The 23,033-nt window shown below is 47.1% G+C and carries 20 protein-coding genes; 8 read left to right on the top strand and 12 right to left on the bottom strand.

Annotation, left to right across the window (positions count from 1 at the left end):
* The first annotated feature begins 92 nt into the window (after positions 1–92).
* The 5 genes from L5L97_RS21900 to L5L97_RS21880 all read left to right on the top strand — a co-directional run bounded on the left by L5L97_RS21900 (position 93) and on the right by L5L97_RS21880 (position 4,757).
* Positions 93–1,262, top strand: coding sequence for a M28 family peptidase (locus L5L97_RS21900; protein ID WP_263183971.1), 1,170 nt, complete (start codon positions 93–95; stop codon positions 1,260–1,262).
* A 194-nt stretch (positions 1,263–1,456) separates the two neighbouring features.
* Positions 1,457–3,379 carry a DEAD/DEAH box helicase gene (locus tag L5L97_RS21895; RefSeq protein ID WP_011847889.1) on the top strand — a complete coding sequence of 641 codons (1,923 nt, stop codon included), beginning with the start codon at positions 1,457–1,459 and terminating at the stop codon, positions 3,377–3,379.
* 141 nt (positions 3,380–3,520) lie between these two features.
* Positions 3,521–3,676 carry a hypothetical protein gene (locus L5L97_RS21890; RefSeq protein ID WP_168825603.1) on the top strand — a complete coding sequence of 52 codons (156 nt, stop codon included), beginning with the start codon at positions 3,521–3,523 and terminating at the stop codon, positions 3,674–3,676.
* Between the two features lie 67 nt (positions 3,677–3,743).
* The gene (locus L5L97_RS21885; RefSeq protein ID WP_198573411.1) at positions 3,744–4,103 is read left to right on the top strand and encodes a hypothetical protein; all 360 of its coding nucleotides are present in this window, start codon (positions 3,744–3,746) and stop codon (positions 4,101–4,103) included.
* 129 nt (positions 4,104–4,232) lie between these two features.
* Positions 4,233–4,757: a hypothetical protein gene (locus L5L97_RS21880; RefSeq protein WP_242068421.1), complete on the top strand. Its 525-nt coding sequence runs from the start codon at positions 4,233–4,235 to the stop codon at positions 4,755–4,757.
* A 56-nt stretch (positions 4,758–4,813) separates the two neighbouring features.
* On the opposite strand, the gene L5L97_RS21875 is transcribed toward L5L97_RS21880, so the two are convergent.
* Positions 4,814–5,422 carry an HAD family hydrolase gene (locus tag L5L97_RS21875; protein WP_198573410.1) on the bottom strand — a complete coding sequence of 203 codons (609 nt, stop codon included), beginning with the start codon at positions 5,420–5,422 and terminating at the stop codon, positions 4,814–4,816.
* 29 nt (positions 5,423–5,451) lie between these two features.
* A complete protein-coding gene (locus tag L5L97_RS21870; protein ID WP_263183975.1) occupies positions 5,452–6,426 on the bottom strand; it encodes a DMT family transporter in 975 nt (324 codons plus the stop codon).
* 318 nt (positions 6,427–6,744) lie between these two features.
* Here L5L97_RS21870 and L5L97_RS21865 point away from each other — a divergent pair, with 318 nt between their 5' ends.
* On the top strand, positions 6,745–7,566 hold the full coding sequence (locus L5L97_RS21865) for a hydratase (protein ID WP_263183969.1): 822 nt from the start codon (positions 6,745–6,747) through the stop codon (positions 7,564–7,566).
* Between the two features lie 203 nt (positions 7,567–7,769).
* Positions 7,770–8,882: an energy transducer TonB gene (locus L5L97_RS21860; RefSeq protein WP_263183968.1), complete on the top strand. Its 1,113-nt coding sequence runs from the start codon at positions 7,770–7,772 to the stop codon at positions 8,880–8,882.
* Positions 8,883–8,899: 17 nt separating this feature from the next.
* Here the strand turns inward: L5L97_RS21860 and L5L97_RS21855 are convergent, their stop codons facing one another.
* The 7 genes from L5L97_RS21855 to slyA form a co-directional block, all read right to left on the bottom strand.
* The gene (locus L5L97_RS21855) at positions 8,900–9,229 is read right to left on the bottom strand and encodes a cysteine-rich CWC family protein (protein ID WP_263183967.1); all 330 of its coding nucleotides are present in this window, start codon (positions 9,227–9,229) and stop codon (positions 8,900–8,902) included.
* 667 nt (positions 9,230–9,896) lie between these two features.
* Positions 9,897–10,739: a hypothetical protein gene (locus L5L97_RS21850; protein ID WP_263183966.1), complete on the bottom strand. Its 843-nt coding sequence runs from the start codon at positions 10,737–10,739 to the stop codon at positions 9,897–9,899.
* Positions 10,740–11,286: 547 nt separating this feature from the next.
* Positions 11,287–12,354, bottom strand: a complete 1,068-nt coding sequence (locus L5L97_RS21845) for a c-type cytochrome (protein WP_263142115.1) — start codon at positions 12,352–12,354, stop codon at positions 11,287–11,289.
* Positions 12,355–12,364: 10 nt separating this feature from the next.
* Positions 12,365–12,988, bottom strand: coding sequence for a c-type cytochrome (locus L5L97_RS21840; protein ID WP_105251326.1), 624 nt, complete (start codon positions 12,986–12,988; stop codon positions 12,365–12,367).
* A gap of 225 nt (positions 12,989–13,213) precedes the next feature.
* Positions 13,214–14,242 (bottom strand): DUF2955 domain-containing protein, encoded by a 1,029-nt coding sequence (locus L5L97_RS21835; protein ID WP_113940046.1) that lies wholly within the window; start codon positions 14,240–14,242, stop codon positions 13,214–13,216.
* Positions 14,243–14,455: 213 nt separating this feature from the next.
* Complete coding sequence (locus L5L97_RS21830) at positions 14,456–15,514, bottom strand: HlyD family secretion protein (RefSeq protein ID WP_263183964.1); 1,059 nt, start codon at positions 15,512–15,514, stop codon at positions 14,456–14,458.
* Positions 15,515–15,522: 8 nt separating this feature from the next.
* Entirely contained in the window at positions 15,523–15,996 is a 474-nt protein-coding gene (gene slyA, locus L5L97_RS21825) for a transcriptional regulator SlyA (RefSeq protein WP_220776938.1), read from the bottom strand.
* Between the two features lie 223 nt (positions 15,997–16,219).
* Between slyA and L5L97_RS21820 the strand changes: the two genes are divergently transcribed.
* Complete coding sequence (locus tag L5L97_RS21820; protein WP_263183974.1) at positions 16,220–18,121, top strand: methyl-accepting chemotaxis protein; 1,902 nt, start codon at positions 16,220–16,222, stop codon at positions 18,119–18,121.
* Positions 18,122–18,177: 56 nt separating this feature from the next.
* On the opposite strand, the gene metF is transcribed toward L5L97_RS21820, so the two are convergent.
* The 3 genes from metF to metB form a co-directional block, all read right to left on the bottom strand.
* Positions 18,178–19,065: a methylenetetrahydrofolate reductase gene (gene metF, locus L5L97_RS21815; protein ID WP_012088154.1), complete on the bottom strand. Its 888-nt coding sequence runs from the start codon at positions 19,063–19,065 to the stop codon at positions 18,178–18,180.
* Positions 19,066–19,282: 217 nt separating this feature from the next.
* The gene (locus tag L5L97_RS21810; RefSeq protein ID WP_113940049.1) at positions 19,283–21,676 is read right to left on the bottom strand and encodes a bifunctional aspartate kinase/homoserine dehydrogenase II; all 2,394 of its coding nucleotides are present in this window, start codon (positions 21,674–21,676) and stop codon (positions 19,283–19,285) included.
* Positions 21,677–21,687: 11 nt separating this feature from the next.
* On the bottom strand, positions 21,688–22,851 hold the full coding sequence (gene metB / locus L5L97_RS21805) for a cystathionine gamma-synthase (RefSeq protein ID WP_263183961.1): 1,164 nt from the start codon (positions 22,849–22,851) through the stop codon (positions 21,688–21,690).
* Positions 22,852–23,033 lie beyond the last annotated feature (182 nt).

Raw genomic sequence — 23,033 nt, 5'->3', positions numbered from 1 at the left:
TCGCATACATATAGATCTCATTGAATTAGAATCGGATTTAGGCAAAGATGATATTCATCTTCTGGCGAAGGCTTCAGCGATAAGGAATGTCCATGCGTGATAGCACTCAATCCCCAGTGACTCACCTTATATTACCGAGGCAATATCAATCACTTTTAAGTAAAAACCTCAGTGACATAAACCTCAGCGACATAAACCTAAGCGCATCGACTCTATTCAACCACAGTCGTATCGGTCAGCGGCTCGCCAAGTTCAAGATCACGCACCTTTTAAGACATCAATCCCAAAGACTGGGCTTATTAGCACTGGCCTGCGTTGTTGCAACGACCCTCACTGGCTGCGTTAACTCAGCCGAAACCTGTGCACGTACTGAGCTAAAACTCACTTGGGCTGAGCCCACAGAGTTACAAGCGACAGTCACAAGATTAAGCTCAGATGAATTCGAAGGCCGTAAAACCCAAACCCAAGGTGCGGCAAAAAGTCTTGACTATATAAAGCAGCAATTTCAGGGGCTAGGTTTACAGCCTTGGGGAGCAGACTTTATCGTGCCCTTTGAATATCAAACCTTCTTCACCCAAGAAACTGGTGCCAACGTGGTTGCCACCGCGATGGCGGCAGAACCGACGAATCGATGGCGCATTATCGTCGCCCACTATGATCACTTAGGCATGAGCGGCAGCAAGATTTACCACGGCGCCGATGATAATGCCTCCGGCGTCGCTGCTATGCTCGCCATTGCCAAACATTGGCAACAGCAATTTGCCCTACAACCCAATATCTTGCCTAAGGTAAACCTGATGTTTGTGGCAACCGATGCCGAAGAACCTGGGCTCTATGGCAGTATCGCCTTGGTAGAGCAACTCAAAACCCGCCTGCCAGAAGCGACTTTTGAGCTGATGTTGAATTTAGATATGGTGAGTCACCCCGGCAGGCCCTATGCGATTTACCTCGAAGGAAGTCGAAACTTCACTCAGTTCAATCAATTTAAACCCCTACTGAATCAACAGAACCGACTTTGCATTAAACTCACGCACCCTAAACCCGTTGGTCGAAGCATACAAAGTACCGATTGGCTGCGGGCGTCGGATCATTACCCCTTCCACAAAGCGAATATCCCTTGGCTGTATTTTGGTGTGCCGACCCATCCCCAATATCACACACCAGAGGATACCGTCGCGACAATCGACATCACTTTTCTTGCGGCAGTGACAGAGTCAGCATTCGAGTTACTTCAATTAAATGTTGAATATTTAAAGAATTAATGGGAAGTGGCGCGTTTCTTGCTCAGTTTTAGCGAAAAAAATGCAGAAAACAGGTTAAATAGCGTGACTCTGATTGGTAAAGTGGCCGCCATGCTGCTATAATCCGTCGTTCGCGGGAAATCGACACGGGGTTGATTTTCTGTCTGTGAAACTTTAGCGCCATTTCGCGCGCGCATCCACAAGGCTACAACCCAATGTCATCCGATGAAAGAACTTTCCGTGAACTCGGCCTATCCGAGAATTTGTTGCGTGCTCTTGACGAGCTAGGTTATGAAAAACCAACGCCAATCCAATCAGCCAGTATCGATCCACTTATGGCTGGCAAAGATATTTTAGGTCAAGCGCAAACAGGTACAGGTAAAACTGGCGCCTTCGCGTTACCACTATTAAACAAAGTTACCAGCCAAACGACACCGCAAATTTTAGTATTAGCACCAACACGTGAATTAGCCGTGCAGGTTGCCGAAGCGTTCAGTAGCTATGCCAAATTTATGAAGAATTTCCACGTTCTTCCAATTTACGGCGGCCAAAGCATGCAACAACAGTTGAATGCCCTGAAACGCGGCCCACAAGTTATCGTTGGTACGCCTGGTCGTGTTATGGACCATATGCGTCGCGGCACCTTGAAACTCGATTCGTTACAAGCCTTAGTGCTCGATGAAGCCGATGAAATGTTAAAAATGGGCTTCATCGATGATATCGAATGGATCCTTGAGCACACGCCAAGCGAACGCCAACTGGCGTTATTCTCTGCCACTATGCCAGAGCAAATTAAGCGTGTTGCTAACCAGCACTTACGTAATCCTGTACATGTTCGTATCGAATCAAGCCAAACGACGGTTGAGTCAATCGAACAGCGTTTCGTACAAGTATCACAACACAACAAACTTGAAGCCTTAGTACGTGTATTAGAAGTTGAAAACACTGAAGGTGTGATCATATTCGTCCGTACTCGTAACTCATGTGTTGAGTTAGCTGAAAAGTTAGAAGCCCGCGGTTATGCTTCATCACCACTACACGGTGACATGAACCAGCAAGCCCGTGAGCGTGCAGTTGACCAACTGAAACGTGGTAAGTTAGACATTCTGATCGCGACTGACGTTGCGGCCCGTGGCCTTGACGTTGAGCGTATCGGTCACGTTGTGAACTACGATATTCCGTATGATGCCGAAGCTTATGTACACCGTATTGGCCGTACAGGCCGTGCTGGCCGTACTGGTATGGCGATCCTGTTTGTAACGAGCCGTGAAATGCGCATGCTGCGCACTATCGAACGTTCAACTAACAGCCGCATTTCACCAATGAAAATCCCAAGCCCAGAGACAGTTGCAGAACGTCGTCTGTCTCGCTTAGGTGAGCAATTGGCTGAAACAATCAACGGCGATTTAGATTTCATGAAAGAAGCTGTTGCTCAATTATGCCAACAGTTAGAAGTCGATACCGATCTGCTAGCCGCTGCATTATTACAGCAAGTTCAGCAAGAACGTCCTTTGCAATTGCCAGCCATTCAAGAACGTGTTCGTGATGAACGCAGTGAGCGCACTGAACGTAGCGACCGCGGAAGTGATCGTAATGACCGTGGTGGTGAGCGTGGTGAACGCAGAAGTCGCGAACCGCGTCCAATGCCAGCCAGCTTAGGCTCAGCTGAAGCGTTGAAAGACAACCCAGATTTGAAAATGTGCCGTTACGTGATCGACGTAGGTCGTGAGAATGGTGTAGGTGTGGGTAACATCGTTGGCGCTATCGCGAACGAAGCTAATATCGACAGCCGTTACATTGGCGCAATCCAACTTTACGATGCAGTGACCACTGTTGACCTGCCAGACGGCATGCCAAAAGACGTGTTACAGCACCTACGTAAAGTACGTGTTTGTGGCAAGCCATTGAACATCCGCGAAGCTGGCGATCAAGTATTTGTTGATTCAGGCCGCAGTGCTCGTTCAGACCGTCCTGCCGGTGACCGTAAACCACGTGGCGATCGTCCAACAGGTGACCGCCCAGCGGGTGATCGTAAGCCTCGCGCTGCGTCTACTGGTGATAAGCCATTTGCTGACCGCAAACCTCGTGCAGACAAACCTGCCGGTGAGCGTAAGCCACGTAAACCACGTGAAGACTAATCTAGCTTAAGCTAGAGACTAAAAAAGGAGCCTAGGCTCCTTTTTTGTTGGCTTAACATCGCACTAGCTCAAAGCACACTGGCCAGTTGATATTTCAAGCTGATATAGTCAGTGCAAGAACGCCTAGCTTAAGGATATAAAATGGATTTTTTAGCACTGATCACTTCCCCATTTACCTCGGCACTGCCTGAACTCGCTAAGTCATGCCACAAAGATAAAACGTTATTAATCATGGTACTTGTCGGTTGCACTCTGTTTGCGGGCTTTATTGGAATGTTAGTCGCAATGGCAAATTAACTTGCAGTTAAGCCAACATGTCTATTAGTGTCGACTTAGTCTTTAGCAACGCACCTAGTGTATTTCGATGAAAAAAGCCTTTAACGCCGGCCTGTTATCCGCCTTTGTCGCCCCCGGCAGCGGCCATTTTTACCTAAAACATAAACGCTCGGCACTGGTATTTTTTAGCTTAGCGGTCGTGAGTCTTGTGCTGTTGCTCATGCAAATCTATCAAGTGGCGCAAGTCATCGCCTTAGATATTCAAAACGGCACCTTACCGCTTGATATCGGCGTGATTTCTGCCGAAATCACCCAACAAACCCAGACCACAATTGCCAATGCCAATGAGCTGCTCTATGGCTTTTTGCTCTGCTGGTTAGTGGCATTACTCGACAGTATTCGGCTTGGGCTTAAACAAGATAAGCTGGATACACAAAGTAACCGCTAAATATCTTTTGACTCTTAGCTAGGCCGTAGCGACAAAAGCGATTTTGATATTGACCGAATATTTTTAATCAATTGAAATATTTGATATTAGTTTTTAACTGCTGCGGTAATAACACCATAAACAGTCAAGATGAGTAACGATATGTTAGACAATGAAGAACGCGATTTTATTCTAAACAAAGTGTCACAATCCGTGATTACCATTGCCCGCGAGGTCAATTTTGCCGAACGCTACGCCTCCATGTTGGCGCGCTTTCCTAAACTTCCTGGCGATTTTAATCCTAAGGTGCCGTCGGAACGCAGACAAGCATTGGTTGCCCAGTTCCCTTACCCGATCCGCTTTTACAAAAGTGAGGGGGGATATTACAAGCTAAATGCGAAAAAGTTCGCCTACCCGCATATGACGCTTATGATGGAGATGCAGCAGTGGGTAGTTTTTAACTTTAACTTGTGGCGTGAAGATAAGCGCATCGGTGGCGGCTCCTATCAACAGATTGCCGTTGCAGAGCGGTTAGCGCGAAATGAAGAAATTGACTGGGATAACGACTGGCGTACACAACATCAGCCATGGTGCTATAACGAAGATCAATTACAAACGGTGCTAACGGAAAGTTTTGCACTATTTGATGACCTTTGTAAGCAATTACCTAAGTAGTCACAGGAGTTAATTGAGATATATGCGGCTAAACAGGTTAACCGCATAGGCATAAATTATTTAGGCCATGCTTTAATCAGGCTGTGGTAGCAAGAGACCAGTAAATCAGCCGCTTGGGCATAGTCGGGCACGTCTTCAGGGCAATAGAGGGCGCAGTGACTACCCGCATTGCGCGCAGTTTGCAGATCAAACAGATAATCGCCCACATACAAGATATCTGCGGGCGCGAGTTGCCACTGCTGGCAAATAAGATGAATACCTTCGGGATGCGGCTTAGGCTGCGCATCGTAGCGCGTTAATACCAGTGCGATATCTATGCCGAGTTTATCGATAGTGATTTGCGCCGCTTCTGGCATATTGCGAGTCAAAATAGCCAAGGGCAGTGACTTGGCCCGTAGGCATTCGATAAGCTCCCTCGCGCCATCGATCCAACTGGCCTTGAGTGAACTTTGTCTCTCGTACTCATGGACAATGTCTAACGCCTTAGCCCGTGCTTCATCCGTACTCAGACTCTCGACATGGGCCAAGATATCCGTACCAGAATGAATCCCCAATTCACGCCGCAACCCAGCAAAATCGGGATTAGAATGTGCTAAGGTGCCGTCGAGATCGAAGATGACACCACGGATATCCTGAAGTTTTAACTCGCTGAGTCTAGTGATCACTGGCCTTTCCCATGGATAAAATGTATGCGTTAGACAGCCTGCAAACGCTTCGCCTGACGATTACGGTACATAGGCAGCAATTGCACCACCATCACAGACACAATAATCACGCCAATCCCCAGCAGAGATAAACCATCTAATTCATCAGCGCGGAATACTTCTGGCCACCAGCCAAGGCTCACCACTAACGCCGTGGCACTAAAACTAAATACTGGCGTTAGGGCCAACATGGCACTCACCTGCGCCGTCGGCCAGTACTTCATCGACTGGCCAAAACAGCCATAGGCGATCAAGGTATTGGCGGCGCAAAACAGTGCTATCTGCCAATCGAAGTTGTCCATACGGACAAACTGACTAAAGTCGCTAAAGGGAGCCATTACGAAAATACCTAAGCCATAGATCACTAAGAGCACGTTCGCGGGCGACAAACGATTCAGTAAGGATTTTTGCAATAAGGCATAGCTAGTCCACGACAGTGCTGAGAACTGGATGATCATCACCCCAATCCAAACCTGATGATTATTAGCCCCAGAAAAATTTAAATTAGGATGGAAAAACATCAACATACCTAAAGCTAAGGTTGCAAAACAGCTGAGTTGCACTGCATTAAGCCGTTCCTTAAAAAACAACACACCACCAAACGCGAGGAAAAAGGGTGAAGTCTGGAAATTCAGTTGGGCGGCGCCCGGTGCGAGGTAATCGAGTGAGTAAACAAAAGACACATAATTGAGCATCAAGAAGATGCCAGCAAGCACTAACCTTAACCAAACTTTGGCATCGAGTGCTGCAAATTGCTTAAGACTACCTGCGCTCCATTGGATCACTATGCTGACTAAAAGCGCGACCAGAAAACGAAACCAAGTAAGAGTTACGGGATCAATAAAGGCCGCAGAGAGCTTTAATGCTATCGGTAACATGCCCCAAAATAAAACCGCAACTGAGATGAACAGGAGCCCGAGTTGAGCATGATTATTTGCCTGAGGGGCGTTATGGCTAAGATTCACGAAGGAGTCCAGTAGAAACCGCAAAATGGACAGCCATTCTGGCACTGAGCTAACACAATATCTAGCGGATCATCATGGAAACATTCGCGTTAGATTGGATACTTTAGCTGACACTTATGTGAGGCAAGTATCAGCATCTTACGATGGCTGAAATATTGGCCCTACGTTTGAATCAACGACAGCAGATTTACCCCGAAAGCCAACATTGGCATTTCCCGCGTTGCCAATAACCGAGTATATTTGGCCCATAAAAATGGCTTCTGCCACACACTCTTTAGGCCACTTCTTTTTAAGCTAACGCTTTAAATAGGAAAGTTAATGTTATCTACCGCCACGATCGAACAAGTTAAAACGCATATTAATACCGCAGCCAAAGAATTAGCCGAGCGCCGCGCAGCAGGCACGAGCGGCGATGTACTGATCCCAGAACTAAGGCCAACCAGCTTCAAACAGGCCTTCGCTATTCAACAAGCCGTAGCAGAAATATTTAAAGCAAGCGATAACAATCCTATCGCGGCGTGGAAATGCCTAGTACCCACGGCGGAAAAAACCGTCGTAGCGCCTATTTATCAAGATGATGTGTATCAACAATCGACCACTTGCCCACTCTATCCATCGACTAAAGGCCTCGCCCGAGTCGAACCCGAACTCGCCTTCGAGATTGCTCGCGATTTACCGCCAAGAAGCACGCCTTACACAGAGGCTGAAATCGACGAGGCCTTAGGCCACACATGCTTAGCCTTGGAATTGATCAAAAGCCGCTACCACACACCCAGTGAAGCGACGCATTTTGATGCCCTCGCCGATGGCTTAGTCAATCAAGGACTGTGGTTAGGGCCAGTGCTTAATCCGCAAGAAGGTTTAGAAACCAGCTGTTTTGAACTCAGCGTTGATATTGCCAATGGCGAGCACCAGCAAAGCGACACACTGCAAAAATCCGCCATTCATCCCAACGGTTTCCCTAAGGCGGGACTCTACTGGTTAGTTAACTTTTTATCTGCCCAAGGCATTGGCTTAACTCAAGGGCAATATGTGATCACAGGCTCCTACGCTGGCGTCCTCGATCTGCCATTGGCACAGGTCTGCAAATTTGAATACGGCGCGCTTGGACAGTTCGCCGTGACTTTCACTACTAAGTGATTGCGGCGAGTAAAACGACAAAACACTGATAAATAAGCGAACTCAGTTTCAGCTGGGCTCGCTTATTTTCAATCTCAGTTCTCAGTTCTCAGTGCTCAGTTATCTGCATTCACCACAAGCATCATTAACAAAAGCCAAACTAACTTGCCTCAAAATGTACACCTATGTATCATCTAAATTCATCAATAATAAGGATATATAGAATGTCGCACGGAAAAATGCTGCCAATCGCCTGTCTTCTTGCCCTCACTTTAGGCACTTCTCTTAGCGTGCATGCCTCAGAAAATAGCTTTACCAAAGCCTATAGTGACTATCAAGCCGCCGTAGAAAAAGGCGATGCTGCAAATATTGAAGCGAGCGCAAAAACCGCTTATCAACTCGGCGAAGCTCAATATACCAAAGACAGCGTCGACTTAGCTAACCTCGCCATGAACTGGGCCAGCGCGATAGAAAAGCAAGTTGCACCTTACCCATTTGCAGAAAAGAATCTGCCAAAAACGGCGAAGGCAAATGAGTTGTATCAGCTCGCTCTGGCAAACTATAAAGTTCATTATGGCAAAGAAGCGCTTGAGCTTATCGATCCCTTACTGGGTGCTGCACAAACCGCCGTTGAAGCCAAAGATGCGAAAAATGATTTGCTTACTGCAATCGCAATTGCTGAAAAATCCGATAAAAAGAAACTGCTCGCCGATGTAAAAATGGCCGCCTTCAACCGCTTATCAAATACAGAGCTATACACCAAAAGCGTAAGACGCTATGCCTTCGATGCCTATGATATTTATAAAGAGATTTTACCAGAGAACGCCATAGACAGAGTCAAGGCAACCTACGTGGTGGGTGCAGTTGAGTATGCAGAAAAGCATGATGACAAGGCGATGCCATTGCTTTTAGAAGTCGTTAAGCAGTTTGAAGCCCTTAACTTTAGCCATCCCTATGCCTTAAGTGCCCACGCTTATTTAGTCGAACTCTATGAGCGCCAAGGAAAACGTGACGAGTCCACCGCCCACTGTATTGCTATCGGCAAAATGCGTCCTTGGGCCGACGCACAGGAACAACAACCTATTTTCCGTACCGCACCAGACTATCCAATGTCCTATGCGCAGCGAGGTAAAAGTGGCTGGGTTCAGCTTAAATTTACTGTCGATGAAAATGGCTTCGTCAAAAATCCTGAAATTTTAGCTTCTAAGGGTGGTGCTCTCTTTGAGAAAGAAACGCTAAAAATGATAGATAAATGGCGTTACGCACCCAAGTTTGAAAATGGTATAGCCGTTGAGGCACAAACCACTGTGCAACTGGATTACACCATAAATCGATAGCTCATTACTTCAGCCCGCTATTTCACCTCATAACCTAGCCCATCGCTCACACTCGATGGGCTTTTTTCATCCTGCTCTGCGATCTGCCCCAGACTTAACCCCTGCTTAAGTTGGATTAAACAAGCTTGGCAAATACACGCATCGGCAGACGGTAAAATATGGTTGATGGCCCCTAGCGGCGAATCTGATGCTTGCGCTTGCAAGGCGGCCAAAGGTGGAAATGTTTGCAGAGCGCACCAACAATCCTCAATACCCTTACCAACAATCACCGCACATTGATTCGCGCCTTGGCACAGAGGGCAAATTTGCGCAGTTTCTAACTTAGGTTCTTCCAATGGCTGAGACACGGTAATCCTTATAGCAAGATAAGTTGTTATAGCCCGGAGATCATAATAGATTTTTGCAACTCAGGCTGAGTTGTTTCCCACCAAAGCAAAGCTGCTGAGTTATGCTGCATTAATTGCCATTGTTTTCCCAGTGACACGCCTGCTTATGATTTAAAAAGAAGTGTTAATAATGCCCTAGGCATTATAGTGATATTCTCTATGCCACTATCGGTCAGATACACTAAAGTATCCTTTCTGATTTGCTAAAAGATTAAGTACTTGTATTCCAGTGACACGCCATAAACTCATCCCTGAGGGCTCGACGGCGGCATCCTTGCCGCCAACGGTCACTTCCATGCAAGTACTTAATCTCGTTAATTCCCGAGTATACCTGTCGCTAAATTTAACTATGGATGTTTCAATAAAGTTCAATTGGTTGTATTCATCAAGTTATCTAACTTAAATGATATTTGGGTGTATTCATTTGGCTCAGTGAACCGCATTCCTGTGTTATAGCAAGTGTGTTCACAGATGCATACATGCTGAACGCAATATTTGACAATTGAAAAGGCATTAAACCGAGTAGACACGTTTGCATGGTTGGCATTCGCCTAAATCTATTTCATTCAGTTTTGAGTAATGCCTAGCCCTTCATCAAAGTAAAAGTACCCATGTAATTTGTGATCATTTACTTGTTTATTTTTGCGATTTGTCGCTGAAGCAATTCATACATAACCCCATCAAAAATCGCCCCCTTATCTCTAGCAACTGCACACATTTCCCAAATCACACCAGCGTTAAACCATTGTAATTCTGTATGGTTATAGACCTTCATCATTGTTAAGTACAGTTCCCATCCTTCATCGTCAGGCTTTACCTTAATTGATTTGACTGATTGGTAGGCTATTACAGAAATACCCAGAAGTAGGAACAACTCCTTACTCTCATTATGAGTAAAAATCATTCCTAAGCAGATAAGTCCCCATTTGAGTAAGAACAAAGCAACTTTGAAGATGGATTTCCAATGAGTTCCGTATAAATTCGGGTACCGATCTTTAACTAATAGGTTTTCTCTGTAATTCGATATCTCTGCGTAGATGAGGGCGTCAGTGAGTAAATAATCTATTGATTTTGTTTGCATATATGGCGTATCAAGGTACACGCGAACTTCAGAAGCTAGTTCATCTTTTAACATCGGCCAGATTTCTTGTTTTGTATCGAAGAGCCCTCCTAAATAGCTTGATTTGTGATCCCAAAATGTTTGGTCGTTAAAAGTTTCCTTTTGTTTATCGGTCATTTTTTCTTCGTTGTTTAACCATCCTCGAAGATTGTCAAATACATCCCTTGCTTTAGTGATTCTCTGGTTATAAGCATCTGCTGAAATACCTTCCTCCATCGATCTCTCTCGAAGATTTTCAAGCATTTCTTTTGCTAACGAATAGTATTGACGATTTGCCCACCGAACTTCAGGTTCTTCCGGCCAGTTCCCTAACCATTGCTGTTCTTCTTCAAGAAAAAGGGCTATATCCATATCAACTCCATGTGGTAAATCGCTGCGATGACTATGATTATCTCTGATAATCAAGATAATAAAGCAAGTTCTCAACTTAAGTAATATCAGCGTTTCCAATCTCAACCAATTCAGTTGATTATTTCTAACAATAAAAAAATACAGTAAGGTGTAACAATACTTTGTTTCCTTTGACCAAAAACCAACGTAAATCAGCTTCTTAGAAAACGTAGAGAGGGTTCGACTCCCTCAATACGTTTTGCACATTCGAGATAGTGAATAAGCCACTTATAGCGAAAATCTCCGTATGCTTTTAAAGCGACAGTTAACACTGATGTCCGAAAGGTGAGTCATGGTGATTTGCGAGGCGACCGTCCGCCCCACGGACGGGGCGGTCGAGCATCCACGGATGGACTAGCTGCGTGTCGGTGAGAAAGTGCCATGACAAGCCTAAACTCTTGGGCTAATTAATAAAAAAGCCAGCAAAGCTAAATGCTTGCTGGCTTTTCTGTCTAACTTATTCACTCGCTTTATAACATCACACGAGCACTTAATCTCAGCGGCTCAACTATGACTTCTTAGGAAAAATCGGATAGGACTCAGTGCCTAACACTTTGCCATCGACCGTGAGACCATAGTAATCGCTGTCATTGTGGTATTTCTCCTGCGCTTGCTTCACATCGCCTTTGTTACGTGGGTCCTGTGGACGCTCGTGGGAGTTGATATAAGCGGCAACATCCCAAGCCTGTTGGTTCGTCAGCTGCATGCTCTTACCAAAGGGCATGTTTTCATAAATGAAAAATGCGGCAGTATTGACCCTGTGCATTCCCGCTCCCCAGTTATAACTTTGAGGTCCCCACAGCGGCGGCAGTGCATACACACCCGCAATGGCTTGACCTTGCCCATCAACACCATGACAAGTTTGGCAATGGGCGACATACACGGCTTTACCTCGTTCAGGTGAATAGGCTTGTTCGGGTTTTGGGATCTCAGGATAAGCTCGACCTGGCAAGTTAGCACGTTGCTCAACTGTCATCGCCTTAGCTAATGCCTCTGGTAGTGGGAAGTCATCCCGCTTAGCACCTTTGACTAACTCAGCATCACTGATCTCAGGAACAGGGCCACTGATATTAGCCTCATCCATCAAGCCGCCCATGCCCAACCAATAAGCGTAGGCAGAAAGCGCCACTAACTCAGGGCTACCTGATGCTGGTGCTTTACCATTCATCGAATAGTTAAAACAACCTTGGATGCGTTCTTCAAAGCTACTGACTTTATTGTCTTTTTTACGATACGCCGGATAAGCAAAATACGCACCCCAAAGGGGTGATGCATTGGCTTTACGGCCTGCATCCATATGGCAATTGGTACAGTTAAGCTCATTACCCACATACTTATCACGCAGCTGTTGGGTATTCACAAACAGTTGATAACCTAAACGCACTTTGTCACCAAAGGCGCCTTCGGGAATCGCACTCAAAGGTCTAGGGGTAAGATAGGTTTGATCTGCTACCTTAGGGAAAGAAGGCAGCGGAGCTTGCTTATCTGGGCGTTCTTGTACTGGCTCAGTTTCAGCTTGCGCCTGAACGGTTAACGACCCCATCGCGGCCAGTAATAACATTGCGGAATATTTCATGGCCGGCTCCTTATTTTAAATTCGCAAAGTAGTTGGCTAACGCATCAATCTCGGCGACGGTGAGCTTATTCGCGACGCTCCCCATCATGCCATCGACGTCACCTTTACGTGTTCCCGACTGCCATGCCAATAATTGCGTTTTGATATAACTCGCCTGTTGACCTGCTAAGCGAGGAAATAAGCCGCCACCTAATGCAGAAGGACCATGGCAGGTCACGCAGGCTGGTAAACCACGGGACCAATCACCTTGATAGGCTAAACGGGCGGTATCATCATTAAAAACAACTTGTTCACCGCGGATAACAGGCTTGACGTCATTGGCAGGCTTAGCTGAAAAATAGCTCGACACTTGCTCAATACCGTCACCTTGGAGTGTCATTGCCATCGGCATCATGGTCGCATTTTGGCGAACGCCCGCTTGGAAATGCTGCAATTGTGTCGAGATATATTCTTTAGATAATCCCGCTAATCGAGGGCCGAGTGGTTCAATACCCTCACCCGCTGCCCCATGGCAAGACACACATAACTGTGCAGCTTGTGGCATAACGTTCATCGATTGTTTGTCAGAAGGCTCGGCGGCAGCGGCATAGCCGCTACATAGCGTTAAGCCTATGACTAATGTTTTAATCTTCATGTTCTATCCTTGAAGAGAATTAAGCTCTAAAGCATAGGGGTTATTGTTATTTATGTTTGTGCTCACACACTAAACCCATTTTAAAATCAGCCGCTCATTTTTAAAACAGCCAATAAATGAGCCTTAACATTCATTAAGAGTCACTTATTGTTCAATTCAAACGGGATAAATTTACCTTACTCTGTACAAGGTTAAGCTGCAAGCCTTCAAGACTTAATGGCCTGCTCAATAACCAAATCGCGTCGATTCGAAACGATTCAATAACTTATGTATCAAATAGCATAAAAGTAACGTGCCAACGATAGCGATTAAAATACTGCTCACTCGGTATAAGGCACTGAAGATTAAGTCGTTACCTGGGGTCAAATACTGCCCAAACAAAATCCCTAACGTGGTCATAGCACCAAAACCCACGCCAGAGCCATTCGCCTCGCGCACATGGGCTTGGCTAAAAATCATCAGTCCGATCCACAACAAGGGGACAACTAACATCAATAGCCCTGACCAATCATAGAGCAGCAACTGCACGAGTATCCCAAACGACACACCCAACAGGGTGCCTATGGCGCGCTTACGGGCATAGTCGAGTGCACCATTCCAATGCATGGGAAACAATAGCAAAAGAGTGGTCGCTTGAGCCGACATCGAATCCCGCAGATCAAATATTTGGAACACCAGAAACGATGCCGTCGCTATGGTCGCGCCAAGCAAGGCTTCGTGGCGCATTCGATGCGGCGCCTTAGGCCCTGGTTTGTAAGCTGCCCTTGGTTCCACATCGGGCCAGAGTGCCGTCATAGCGTAGGCGATAACAACTGAAAGTGCTGTCGCCCAAAAGTTACTGAAAACTAAGTCGTTTAAGTCAACCCCTGGATAGCTGGCAAAGTGCAGCATGATACTGAGGCTGAGCACTCCATTGGCACCAAAGAGAAACAAACTGCCGCGGGACATGGCCGCAAAGCGGTATAAAAATAATAGGAAAACGATGGGAGTCATCATGCCGGGATGGCTGCCAAAGAAACCGCCGAGTAACCCAACCTCTAACCCAGCCATGGCAGATGAAGCCAATAATTGGCGCATAGCATGACCATTCATCACTGGCACTAATCCGAGTAGTAGCATAGGTGTCACAGTGAAAAAGACTCCATTGCTCCAACCAAAAATTTTACACAGGGTAAAACCTAAGGTCGCGCCAGTCGCAATCCGTAAACACTGGCGTAAATCGTTGGCCGTCAATGGGCTATGGCGTAGTAACATGCTCGTCGCCTTGTTCTATCGATACATTAAATGAGGATGTTTAGCTGGCTTATGCTGCGTTCACACTTATGTTGCTTTGAAGCGTTCACTCAAGCCACTCGCGGCAAATACAAACCACCGCGAGTCACTCGTGCTCGTCAACACAGATAAGTACTAATGGATATGCCGATAAATATGCTGGTAAAAACGCTAGTAAACATTCTAGTAAATAGGCTAGTAAATATAGTGCAGCAGGCTGATTGCTTTAATCTGCATCTTAGCGAGCAAGCTAAACAGGCTATTCTCGGGCAGCAGTTGCACGGTCGCGCGCGCACCCGCAGGTAAGCTGTTCATTGCCATACCATCTAACACTAGATGTAATCTCAATCTTTGGGCATCACGTACCCAACGGTCCGATTCCTGTGGCGCGGCTAAACGGCCATTGGCATCGAATTGCCCTGCACTCACGCCCGCATCGACACTGCTCACCGTCGCCCGATATAAACGCCCTGGTTCGCCATCGAACGCAATCAAAGCGGTCGAAGAAGCATTCACGCCACGCAGGCTCTTCTCGCGAAAATCGGCAATAATATCCACTTTATCCGATACCACGGCCAACAGAGGTTGCCCCACGGTCGCAAAACTACCGACTTCTAACTGCAGGTTAGTCACTATCCCATCTTGATCGGCACGTATTTGGGTGTAAGACAGATTAAGCTCGGCTTGGGCTAAATGGTTTTGCGCCTGACGCACTTTAAGATTCTCTTCGCCATAACTGCCACGACTCACTTTGAGTTTTTCTAAACGCGCATTGGCGGCAAGCAAATTGGCTTCAGCAGCTGCGGCATCGCTATCGGCTAGCTCCTTTTGCTGCTGCGATACGCCATGGGTGGCATACAAGGCATCGAGACGTTTAGCCTCACTGCGTTTTTGTTGTGAGGTGGTTTTATTGGCATTGACCTCGGCCTTAGCGGCCAGTAGCGAGGCATCTAACTCAGCATTATCTTGACGGGCTTGCTCTAAGGCCAATTTAGCTTGCGATACCGCTAACTCATAAGGTGCGGGATCGACTTGAAACAACAAATCGCCCTTGGCAACCGCTTGGTTATTGGTCACGGCTATGGTCTGAATTTTACCGCTGATCTGCGGCGTCACTTTCGTCACTACACGGGTCGCCATGGCTTGAGGCGTTAATGGCATCATAGTGTCGGCCAGCATGAAATAGCCAAAAACCATCACAAAGCCAAACATGGCAAATTTTACTAAACGGGCAAACTGTTGATCCGGTGTCATCTTCTTTCTCACAAAATGGTGTCTGTAACCTTGGTTAATTTGGCGCTTGCGTTGTCGCTGATCAGGCTAATAATGCGTTCAAATTCGCTCAACTCTTCAGCACTGATCCCGCCTAATAACTCACGGCGCACTTGAATAATCCGCGCTTCCATTTGCTTTAAAACATCTAATCCCGCTGGCGTCAGGCTCACAATCCTTGCCCGCTTATCTTTGTCACAGCAATGACGCTCGACTAGACCTTGCTCTTCTAATTGCCCTAAGGTGCGCATTAGCGAAGCCAATTCAATTTCTAAGGCATCGGCCAATACTTTCTGGCTCACGCTGTCGCCTAAACGCAGCAGTTTCCAAAGGGCAGTCCAACGGGGATGAGTTAATCCTAAAGGTGCCAGCTCAACATCGGCCACGGTACGCCACAATCGATGCAGACGGCCTAAATGCTCCGCCAGTGATAACTCTTTTAGTCGCTCTAATTCTTTTTGCATCTTGCCCACCCACTTAGTTAGCGTGCTAAGCATTATACTTAGTTAGCAGGCTAAGTAAATATTTAGGTCACAAATAGATCTGTGTCCAAGGGCACGAAACGAGCGTAAGAGGGAATAAATAACGTAAAAAGGTTCGCGCCCTCTCAAATCTTATCAAGTTGTATCTCTATAATATCAAACGGATAAATTGAGTTGATTTGCACATGAATTGGAGGCTGTTTTGATAAATCTAAAAATTAGTACGAGGATCGTTATTGGGATCTGTCTATTACTGTTAACAGTAATGAGCTTTATCATGCCGCTCGTTCTCTCTGAATTCAGTCGCCAAGTTGCAGAATCCGAGCAAAGAGAACTCCATAAGATCTATGAAACCGCTGTTGCCGAGATAGCCTCATCGGGCAAATTAGCCGAAGCAATGGCAACCATCATCTCACTCACGCCAGAAGTTCAAAGCACCTTTGCAACAGGCGAGCGTGATGAACTCACCGCCCGTACCTTACCTATATTTACCCAACTTAAGCGCGATTTTGCGGTTCAGCAATTCCAATTCCATAGACCACCAGCCACTTCTTTTTTACGCTTGCATCGTCCTGAAAAATTTGGCGATGATCTCACCAGCATACGCAAGACCATAGTTGAAACAAATAGCCAAAAGCGCCCTCTTTATGGCTTGGAATATGGAGTGGAAGGATTAGGTATTCGTGGTTTAGTTCCAATGACTTACAACGGACAACACACGGGCTCAGTTGAGTTTGGCATGTCCTTCGGTCAACCCTTTTTTGATAATTTTAAACAAGCCTATCAAGCAGAAATTGCCCTCATCTTGCCAGATGATTCTGGATATAAGTTATTTGGCGCTACATTCACGCCTGATACCCAAGCGACAGATGAACTCAATAACGTCATGCAAGGCCATGAAGTCATACGCACTATTTCCTTAAATAACAAAACCTATGCTCTGTATCGCAACGCCATAAAAGATTACTCAGGAAACGTGTTTGGCGTACTCGATATTGCGATGGATAGAACCCATTCAGAACAAGCGATAGCGGATATTCGCCTTAAGTTGATCCTTATCGGTTTAGTGGCTCTGGTCATTGGAACTGCCATTGCTTGGTTTATTGCCAAAGGGATTACTCGCCCTATCGCTGAAACCACCCAAGCCATGAATGATATCGCTGAAGGTGAAGGCGATTTAACCCGCAGAATCGCGGTAAAAGGTAAGGATGAAATTGCTGAATTATCGATGGCATTCAACCGCTTTGTAGAAAAAATCCACAACACAGTTTCCCACGTCGCCGACTCAACAAGCCTGCTCGCCACCTCTGCTGAAGAAATGTCGAGCATTACGCGGGAAACCCAGAAGATGGCGAGTCGTCAGCACCTCGAAACCGAGCAAGTTGCCACCGCAATGAATGAAATGGCCGCAACGGTTCAAGAAGTTGCCCATAACGCGACCGATGCGGCCGATGCCGCCAATCATGCCAATGACTCAACCGAACAAGGCAAATTGGTTGTACAAAAAGTGGTAACCACTATCGCCATATTGGCCGAGGAAATAGCCACAGCAGCGAGTGAAATCAATGAATTAGAGCGTAATACCGCTGAAATCGATTCTGTGCTTGTGGTTATCCGTAATATTGCCGACCAAACTAATTTACTCGCACTCAATGCGGCAATTGAAGCCGCAAGGGCGGGAGAACAAGGTCGAGGATTTGCGGTCGTTGCCGATGAAGTACGCACTCTGGCGAGCCGCACTCAAGCATCTACGACGGAAATTCAGCAGATGATCGAAGCGCTTCAGCATAAAGCTAAGTCTACAGTCAATGCGATGGAAACCAGCACCCGCACCACCCAAAGCTGTGTATCCCAAGTTCACCAAGCGGGTGAAGCACTCGAAGCCATTACCCATGCGGTTTCCACCATTAGCCAGATGAATATCCAGATCGCCAGCGCTGCAAATGAGCAATGTGCGGTTTCGGCAGAGATTAATAAAAATGTTAATAACATCAATGATATTGCGACCAATGCGACAGATAGTGCGGTACAAACTGCACGCGCCGGCGATGAGCTTGCCCAACTCGCAGCCCGTTTAACAACTTTATTAGCTCAATTTAGAATTTAAACAAAACAAAACGCCGCATTCTCTGCGGCGTTTTTATTAGCTTATTTTATAAGGTTTTATTTAGGACGCACGCCTAAAGTGTGGCAAATCGCGTAGGTCAATTCGGCGCGATTTAAGGTATAGAAATGGAAATCCTTCACGCCTTCGCGGGACAGCACTTTCACCATGTCGATGGCCACGTTTGCCCCCACCAATTGGCGTGTACCCGCATCGTTTTCTAGGCCGTCGAATTGCTTATGTAACCAATTCGGTAACGACACATTGGTCATGCCCGCGAAACGTTTTAGCTGGGTAAAGTTAGTCACAGGTAAAATGCCCGGCACAATTTCAACGTCGATACCGGCGGCAACGCAGCGATCACGAAAACGCAGGTAAGATTCCACATCGAAGAAAAATTGGGTAATGGCACGGCTAGCGCCCGCATCAATCTTACGCTTAAGGTTGATCAAATCCGCCTGTGCATTACTCGCATCGGGATGCACTTCTGGATAGGCCGCAACGGAAATATCAAAGTCAGCCACAGAGCGCAGTAAACGCACTAAATCGACCGCAAAACGGGTTGGCTTTGGGCTGCCCGCAGGTAAATCACCCCGCAGTGCCACTATGTCACGAATGCCCGATTTCCAGTAATGTTTGGCCAGTTCTAATAACTCTTCATCGCTGGCATCCACTAAGGTTAAGTGCGGTGCGGCAACGAGGTCGGTTTCCTGTTGGATACGTTCAATCACGCCATGGGTGCGGTCGCGAACACCTGAGTTAGCACCGTAAGTCACAGACACAAACTTAGGATTCAGCGGCTCTAAACGACGGATAGAGTTCCACAGGATCTGTTCCATTTCGGGGGTCGATGGCGGGAAAAACTCAAAAGAAACATTAATATCGCCATTAAGCTCAGACAAGCTCTGATTCAGCGATTGTGAATGTTGTGCGTGATGAAAAGCCATGTGTATTTCCTCAACCGCCCTTGGCGCTACTCTTTGCTAGTATGAATTAGTTCAAATGGACGTTTGGACGTCTATATGTCCATATACTAGAGAAACTGAGATGTAAGTCAAGCCCAAAAATACCCATAAACCGCATTTAATCTCGGTTAATTCGATAGATTTATTCTAGCCAATAAAAAAGGACTCGAATGAGTCCTTTAAGAGGCTTGATATCGCATTATTCCTGCAGCAGATCGCGACAGATCTGGGTCAGATCCGACTGCACCGCTGCCGCTGTCACTTCGCGTCCTGCGCCCGGTCCACGGATGATCAGCGGATTACCTTGGTAGAAGACACTGCGGATCACAAACACATTATCACCAGGGGTTAAGTTGGCGTAAGGGTGATGGGTGTCAATCCACTGCAAACCCACTTCGGCCTTGAGCTCTGGACCGCTGTTGTCTAAGGATGCCACATATCTGAGCACCTTATTTTGCTCCGCCGCCGCACCATACTGTTGCAGCAGATCGGCATCTAACTCGGCAATGCGGGTGAGAAATTGATCTAAGGGAATATCCGCCAAAGCGGCTGGCACGAGTGAACGCAGTTCAATATCTTCAAGCTCGATTTCAAGGCCAATCTCACGGGCTAAGATAAGCAGTTTACGCTGCATATCGCGGCCGGAGAGATCGTCGCGGGGATCGGGTTCAGTAATACCTAAGCCTCTGGCTTCAATCACTAATTCTGAAAATGGCTTGCTGGTATCGTATTTCTCAAATAACCAACACAGGGTGCCGGAGAAAATCCCGCCCACGGCTTCAACACTATCACCGCTGTTACGCAGATCATTTAGCGCATGTTGGATGGGTAAACCTGCGCCACAGCTGGCGTTATAGCGCCAAAATAAGCGACGATTACCCAGTTGCTGCTTTAACTCTCGATAGAAAGGCAGTGGACCCGAGCCCGCAAGTTTATTCGCGCTCACCACATGGATGCCACGCTCGAATAGCTCTGGATATTGCAGCGTCAAACTGGCGCTGGCACTGATATCTAAGGCCACCAGCTCATCGCAGTTAACTTGCTCTAATTGCTCGAATAAATGTTCATACTGCCAAGGCGTTGCTTCAGTATTAAACTCTGTTTGCCACGCGGCAAGATTAATCCCAGTTGATTTAATCAAGGCTTTACTCGAACTGACTAAACCGACTAACTCAACACTGGCTTCGAGTTCATGGTCCAATGATGGTGAAACCGACTTAAACAGATCGATCCAAGCCTCACCGATATTACCCACACCGAGCAGCAGGACACCAATGCGTTTACGCGGGCCAGCGCAGCGGCGGTGGACTTTTTGGGTTAACAGATTCACCTGTGACTGGGGCACTAACGTCACTAAACTTAAATCGCCACTGAACAAAGGTTTAGCATCACGGCTCAGTAAACGGGCAAAGCTACGACGATAATGTTCGGCGTCGGCACTCACTAATGCGACTAAACCAAAATCTGTGTTGATCTGCTGATCGCTGATCCCTAATGCTTCTGCCTCGGCATCGAGTAATCTTTGAACTTGTTTTTGATTCTCAGCGGTATAGGCAAGTTCAACCCTTTGATGGGCAGAGGTCCAATGGGCCAATGGCGTTAAACCCGCGGCAATCAATAAATCTAATAAACGAGTTAACTCCCCTGTGAGTTTAAAGCCGAACAGGACGACAGCATTGAGGTTAGTCACCACAGGCGCGCTCGCCGACGAACTGTGGGGCGCGATTAAGGTAAAGTCGGTGTGGGACGCATAACTTGAACGCACCGCTAAGCTCACTTCGGTATTGAATAACGGCTGCAAAGTGCGCGAATGCAATACTGGCGAGCCTAAACGCGCTAGGCGATCGGCTTCGGCAAGTGACATGCTTTTAAGTAACTTGGCATCGTTGATTTTATTAGGATCGGCGTTGAACACCCCTTCCACATCGGTCCAAATGGTCACGCGCTCGATATCGGCGAGACTAGCAATCAGGCTGGCGCTAAAATCTGAACCATTACGACCAAGTAACAAGGTATCGCCACGCTCGTTAGCACAGATAAAACCTGTGATCACTAAGCGTTCATTTGGGTGGGCGGCCAATAGGGCTTGTACTTTAGCGCGGGATTCTTGTACCCGAATTTGTGGCACAGCGGCTTCATCGGCCACTAAAATTGAACAGGCATCCACATGGCTTGCTGCCACGCCAGATTCGCGCAGCAGCGCCGCCATTAAACGTGCCGACCAACGTTCGCCAAAGCTCACCACATGGTTGATTTGGTATTCGTTGCGCTCATCTAAAGACAACAAGCTGATGAGTTGCGCTTTATCAGTGGCCAAACGCTCACGCAGATCTCGGGCTTGTTCATTCGACAACAACTGCTCAATCAATCCCTGTTGGTAACTGATCAGCACTTGTAATTCTTCTTGCCATAGCTGACCCGCATCACGCAGCGCTAATAATTTATACAGGAAATTCGTGCTTTTACCCGCTGCAGAGACCACCACGAGATCATCACTATGACCGTGGGTTAACAGGATATGGGCGACTCGGCGATAACAATCGGCATCCGCTAAACTGGAGCCACCAAATTTATGTAAGTGACAACGTGCCATCTATTATTCCTCTACTGACAAGCCGCAACGGCGGCTAATCCTGCTTGAATATCTGCAACTAAATCGGCGGCATCTTCAATACCCACCGATAGACGCAATAGGGTGTCCTTAATACCAGCCTCGAAGCGCGCCTGCGGCTCCATGGCTCTGTGGGTCATAGTTGCGGGCACGGCCACTAAACTTTCGACGCCACCTAAACTTTCCGCCACGCTAAATAAGCTGAGTGCACCTAAAAAGGCCACCACTTCGGCCTCGCCGCCTTTTAGTTCAAAACTCAGCATAGCGCCAAAGCCCTGTTGTTGCTTGGCCGCAATGGCGTGGCCTGGGTGATCCGCAAGCCCTGGGTAATAGACTTTACTCACCACAGGGCTTTGCGTTAATACCTCAATAATACGCTGGGCATTGGCTTGATGCTCGCGAATACGCACCGCTAAGGTACGCAGGCCGCGCAGGGTCAGATAACTGTCAAAGGCTGACCCCGTTAAGCCTAGAGTGTTCGACCACCAATGTAAGCTTTCGCCGATTTGCGCGTCTTTGGCGACCACTGCGCCGCCGACCACATCGCTGTGGCCATTGATATATTTAGTGGTGGAGTGGATAACGATATCCGCGCCTAACAATAGGGGTTGTTGCAATATCGGCGATAAAAAGGTGTTATCGACCACCACCAGCGCGCCGACCTCATGGCTCGCCTTAGCAATGGCTTCGATATCTACCACACGCAATAACGGGTTCGATGGGGTTTCGAGCCACACCATCTTAGGATTCTGCGCAATGGAGGCGGCTAACGCTTGGCTGTCGGTTTGGTCGACCACAATGAGCTTAAACTGGCCTTTCTTCGCCAAGTTGGTAAATAAACGGTAGGAACCACCATAGCAATCATGGGGCACAACTAATAGGTCATCGGCGCCGAGCAAAGTCGTCACTAAGGTGATGGCCGCCATGCCAGTGCACGTCACTATGCCAGTGGCGCCCTTTTCTAATTGGGCTAATGCTTCGCCTAAAATGCAGCGCGTTGGGTTGCCTGAACGACTGTAATCGAATTCGCGGGGATTTTTATGACCATCGAAGGCGTAATTAGTCGACAAATAAATCGGTGGCACAACTGCGCCATATTGAGTATCGCTTTCGATACCCTGACGCACTGCCAGTGTGGCTAATTGACGCTCTGCCATGGGTGGACTCCTAAATTCGGTAGACTGATAGAGATGTCTGGACGTCTAAATGTACCTAAGCCCAACGCCATCGTCAATAGGCGTGAAGACGTTTAGACGTCTGAACATAAAGAAATCTGTTTGCAATCACAAAGAAATAGTAGCAATAATTTGACTGTTCTTTGTAAGGGTTTAAAATCTGC

The organism is Shewanella sp. SM71 (assembly GCF_025653905.1).
Lineage (GTDB): Bacteria > Pseudomonadota > Gammaproteobacteria > Enterobacterales > Shewanellaceae > Shewanella > Shewanella oncorhynchi.
The sequence above is the reverse complement of the archived record's forward strand: the minus strand, read 5'-3'. Positions and strand labels throughout refer to the sequence as shown.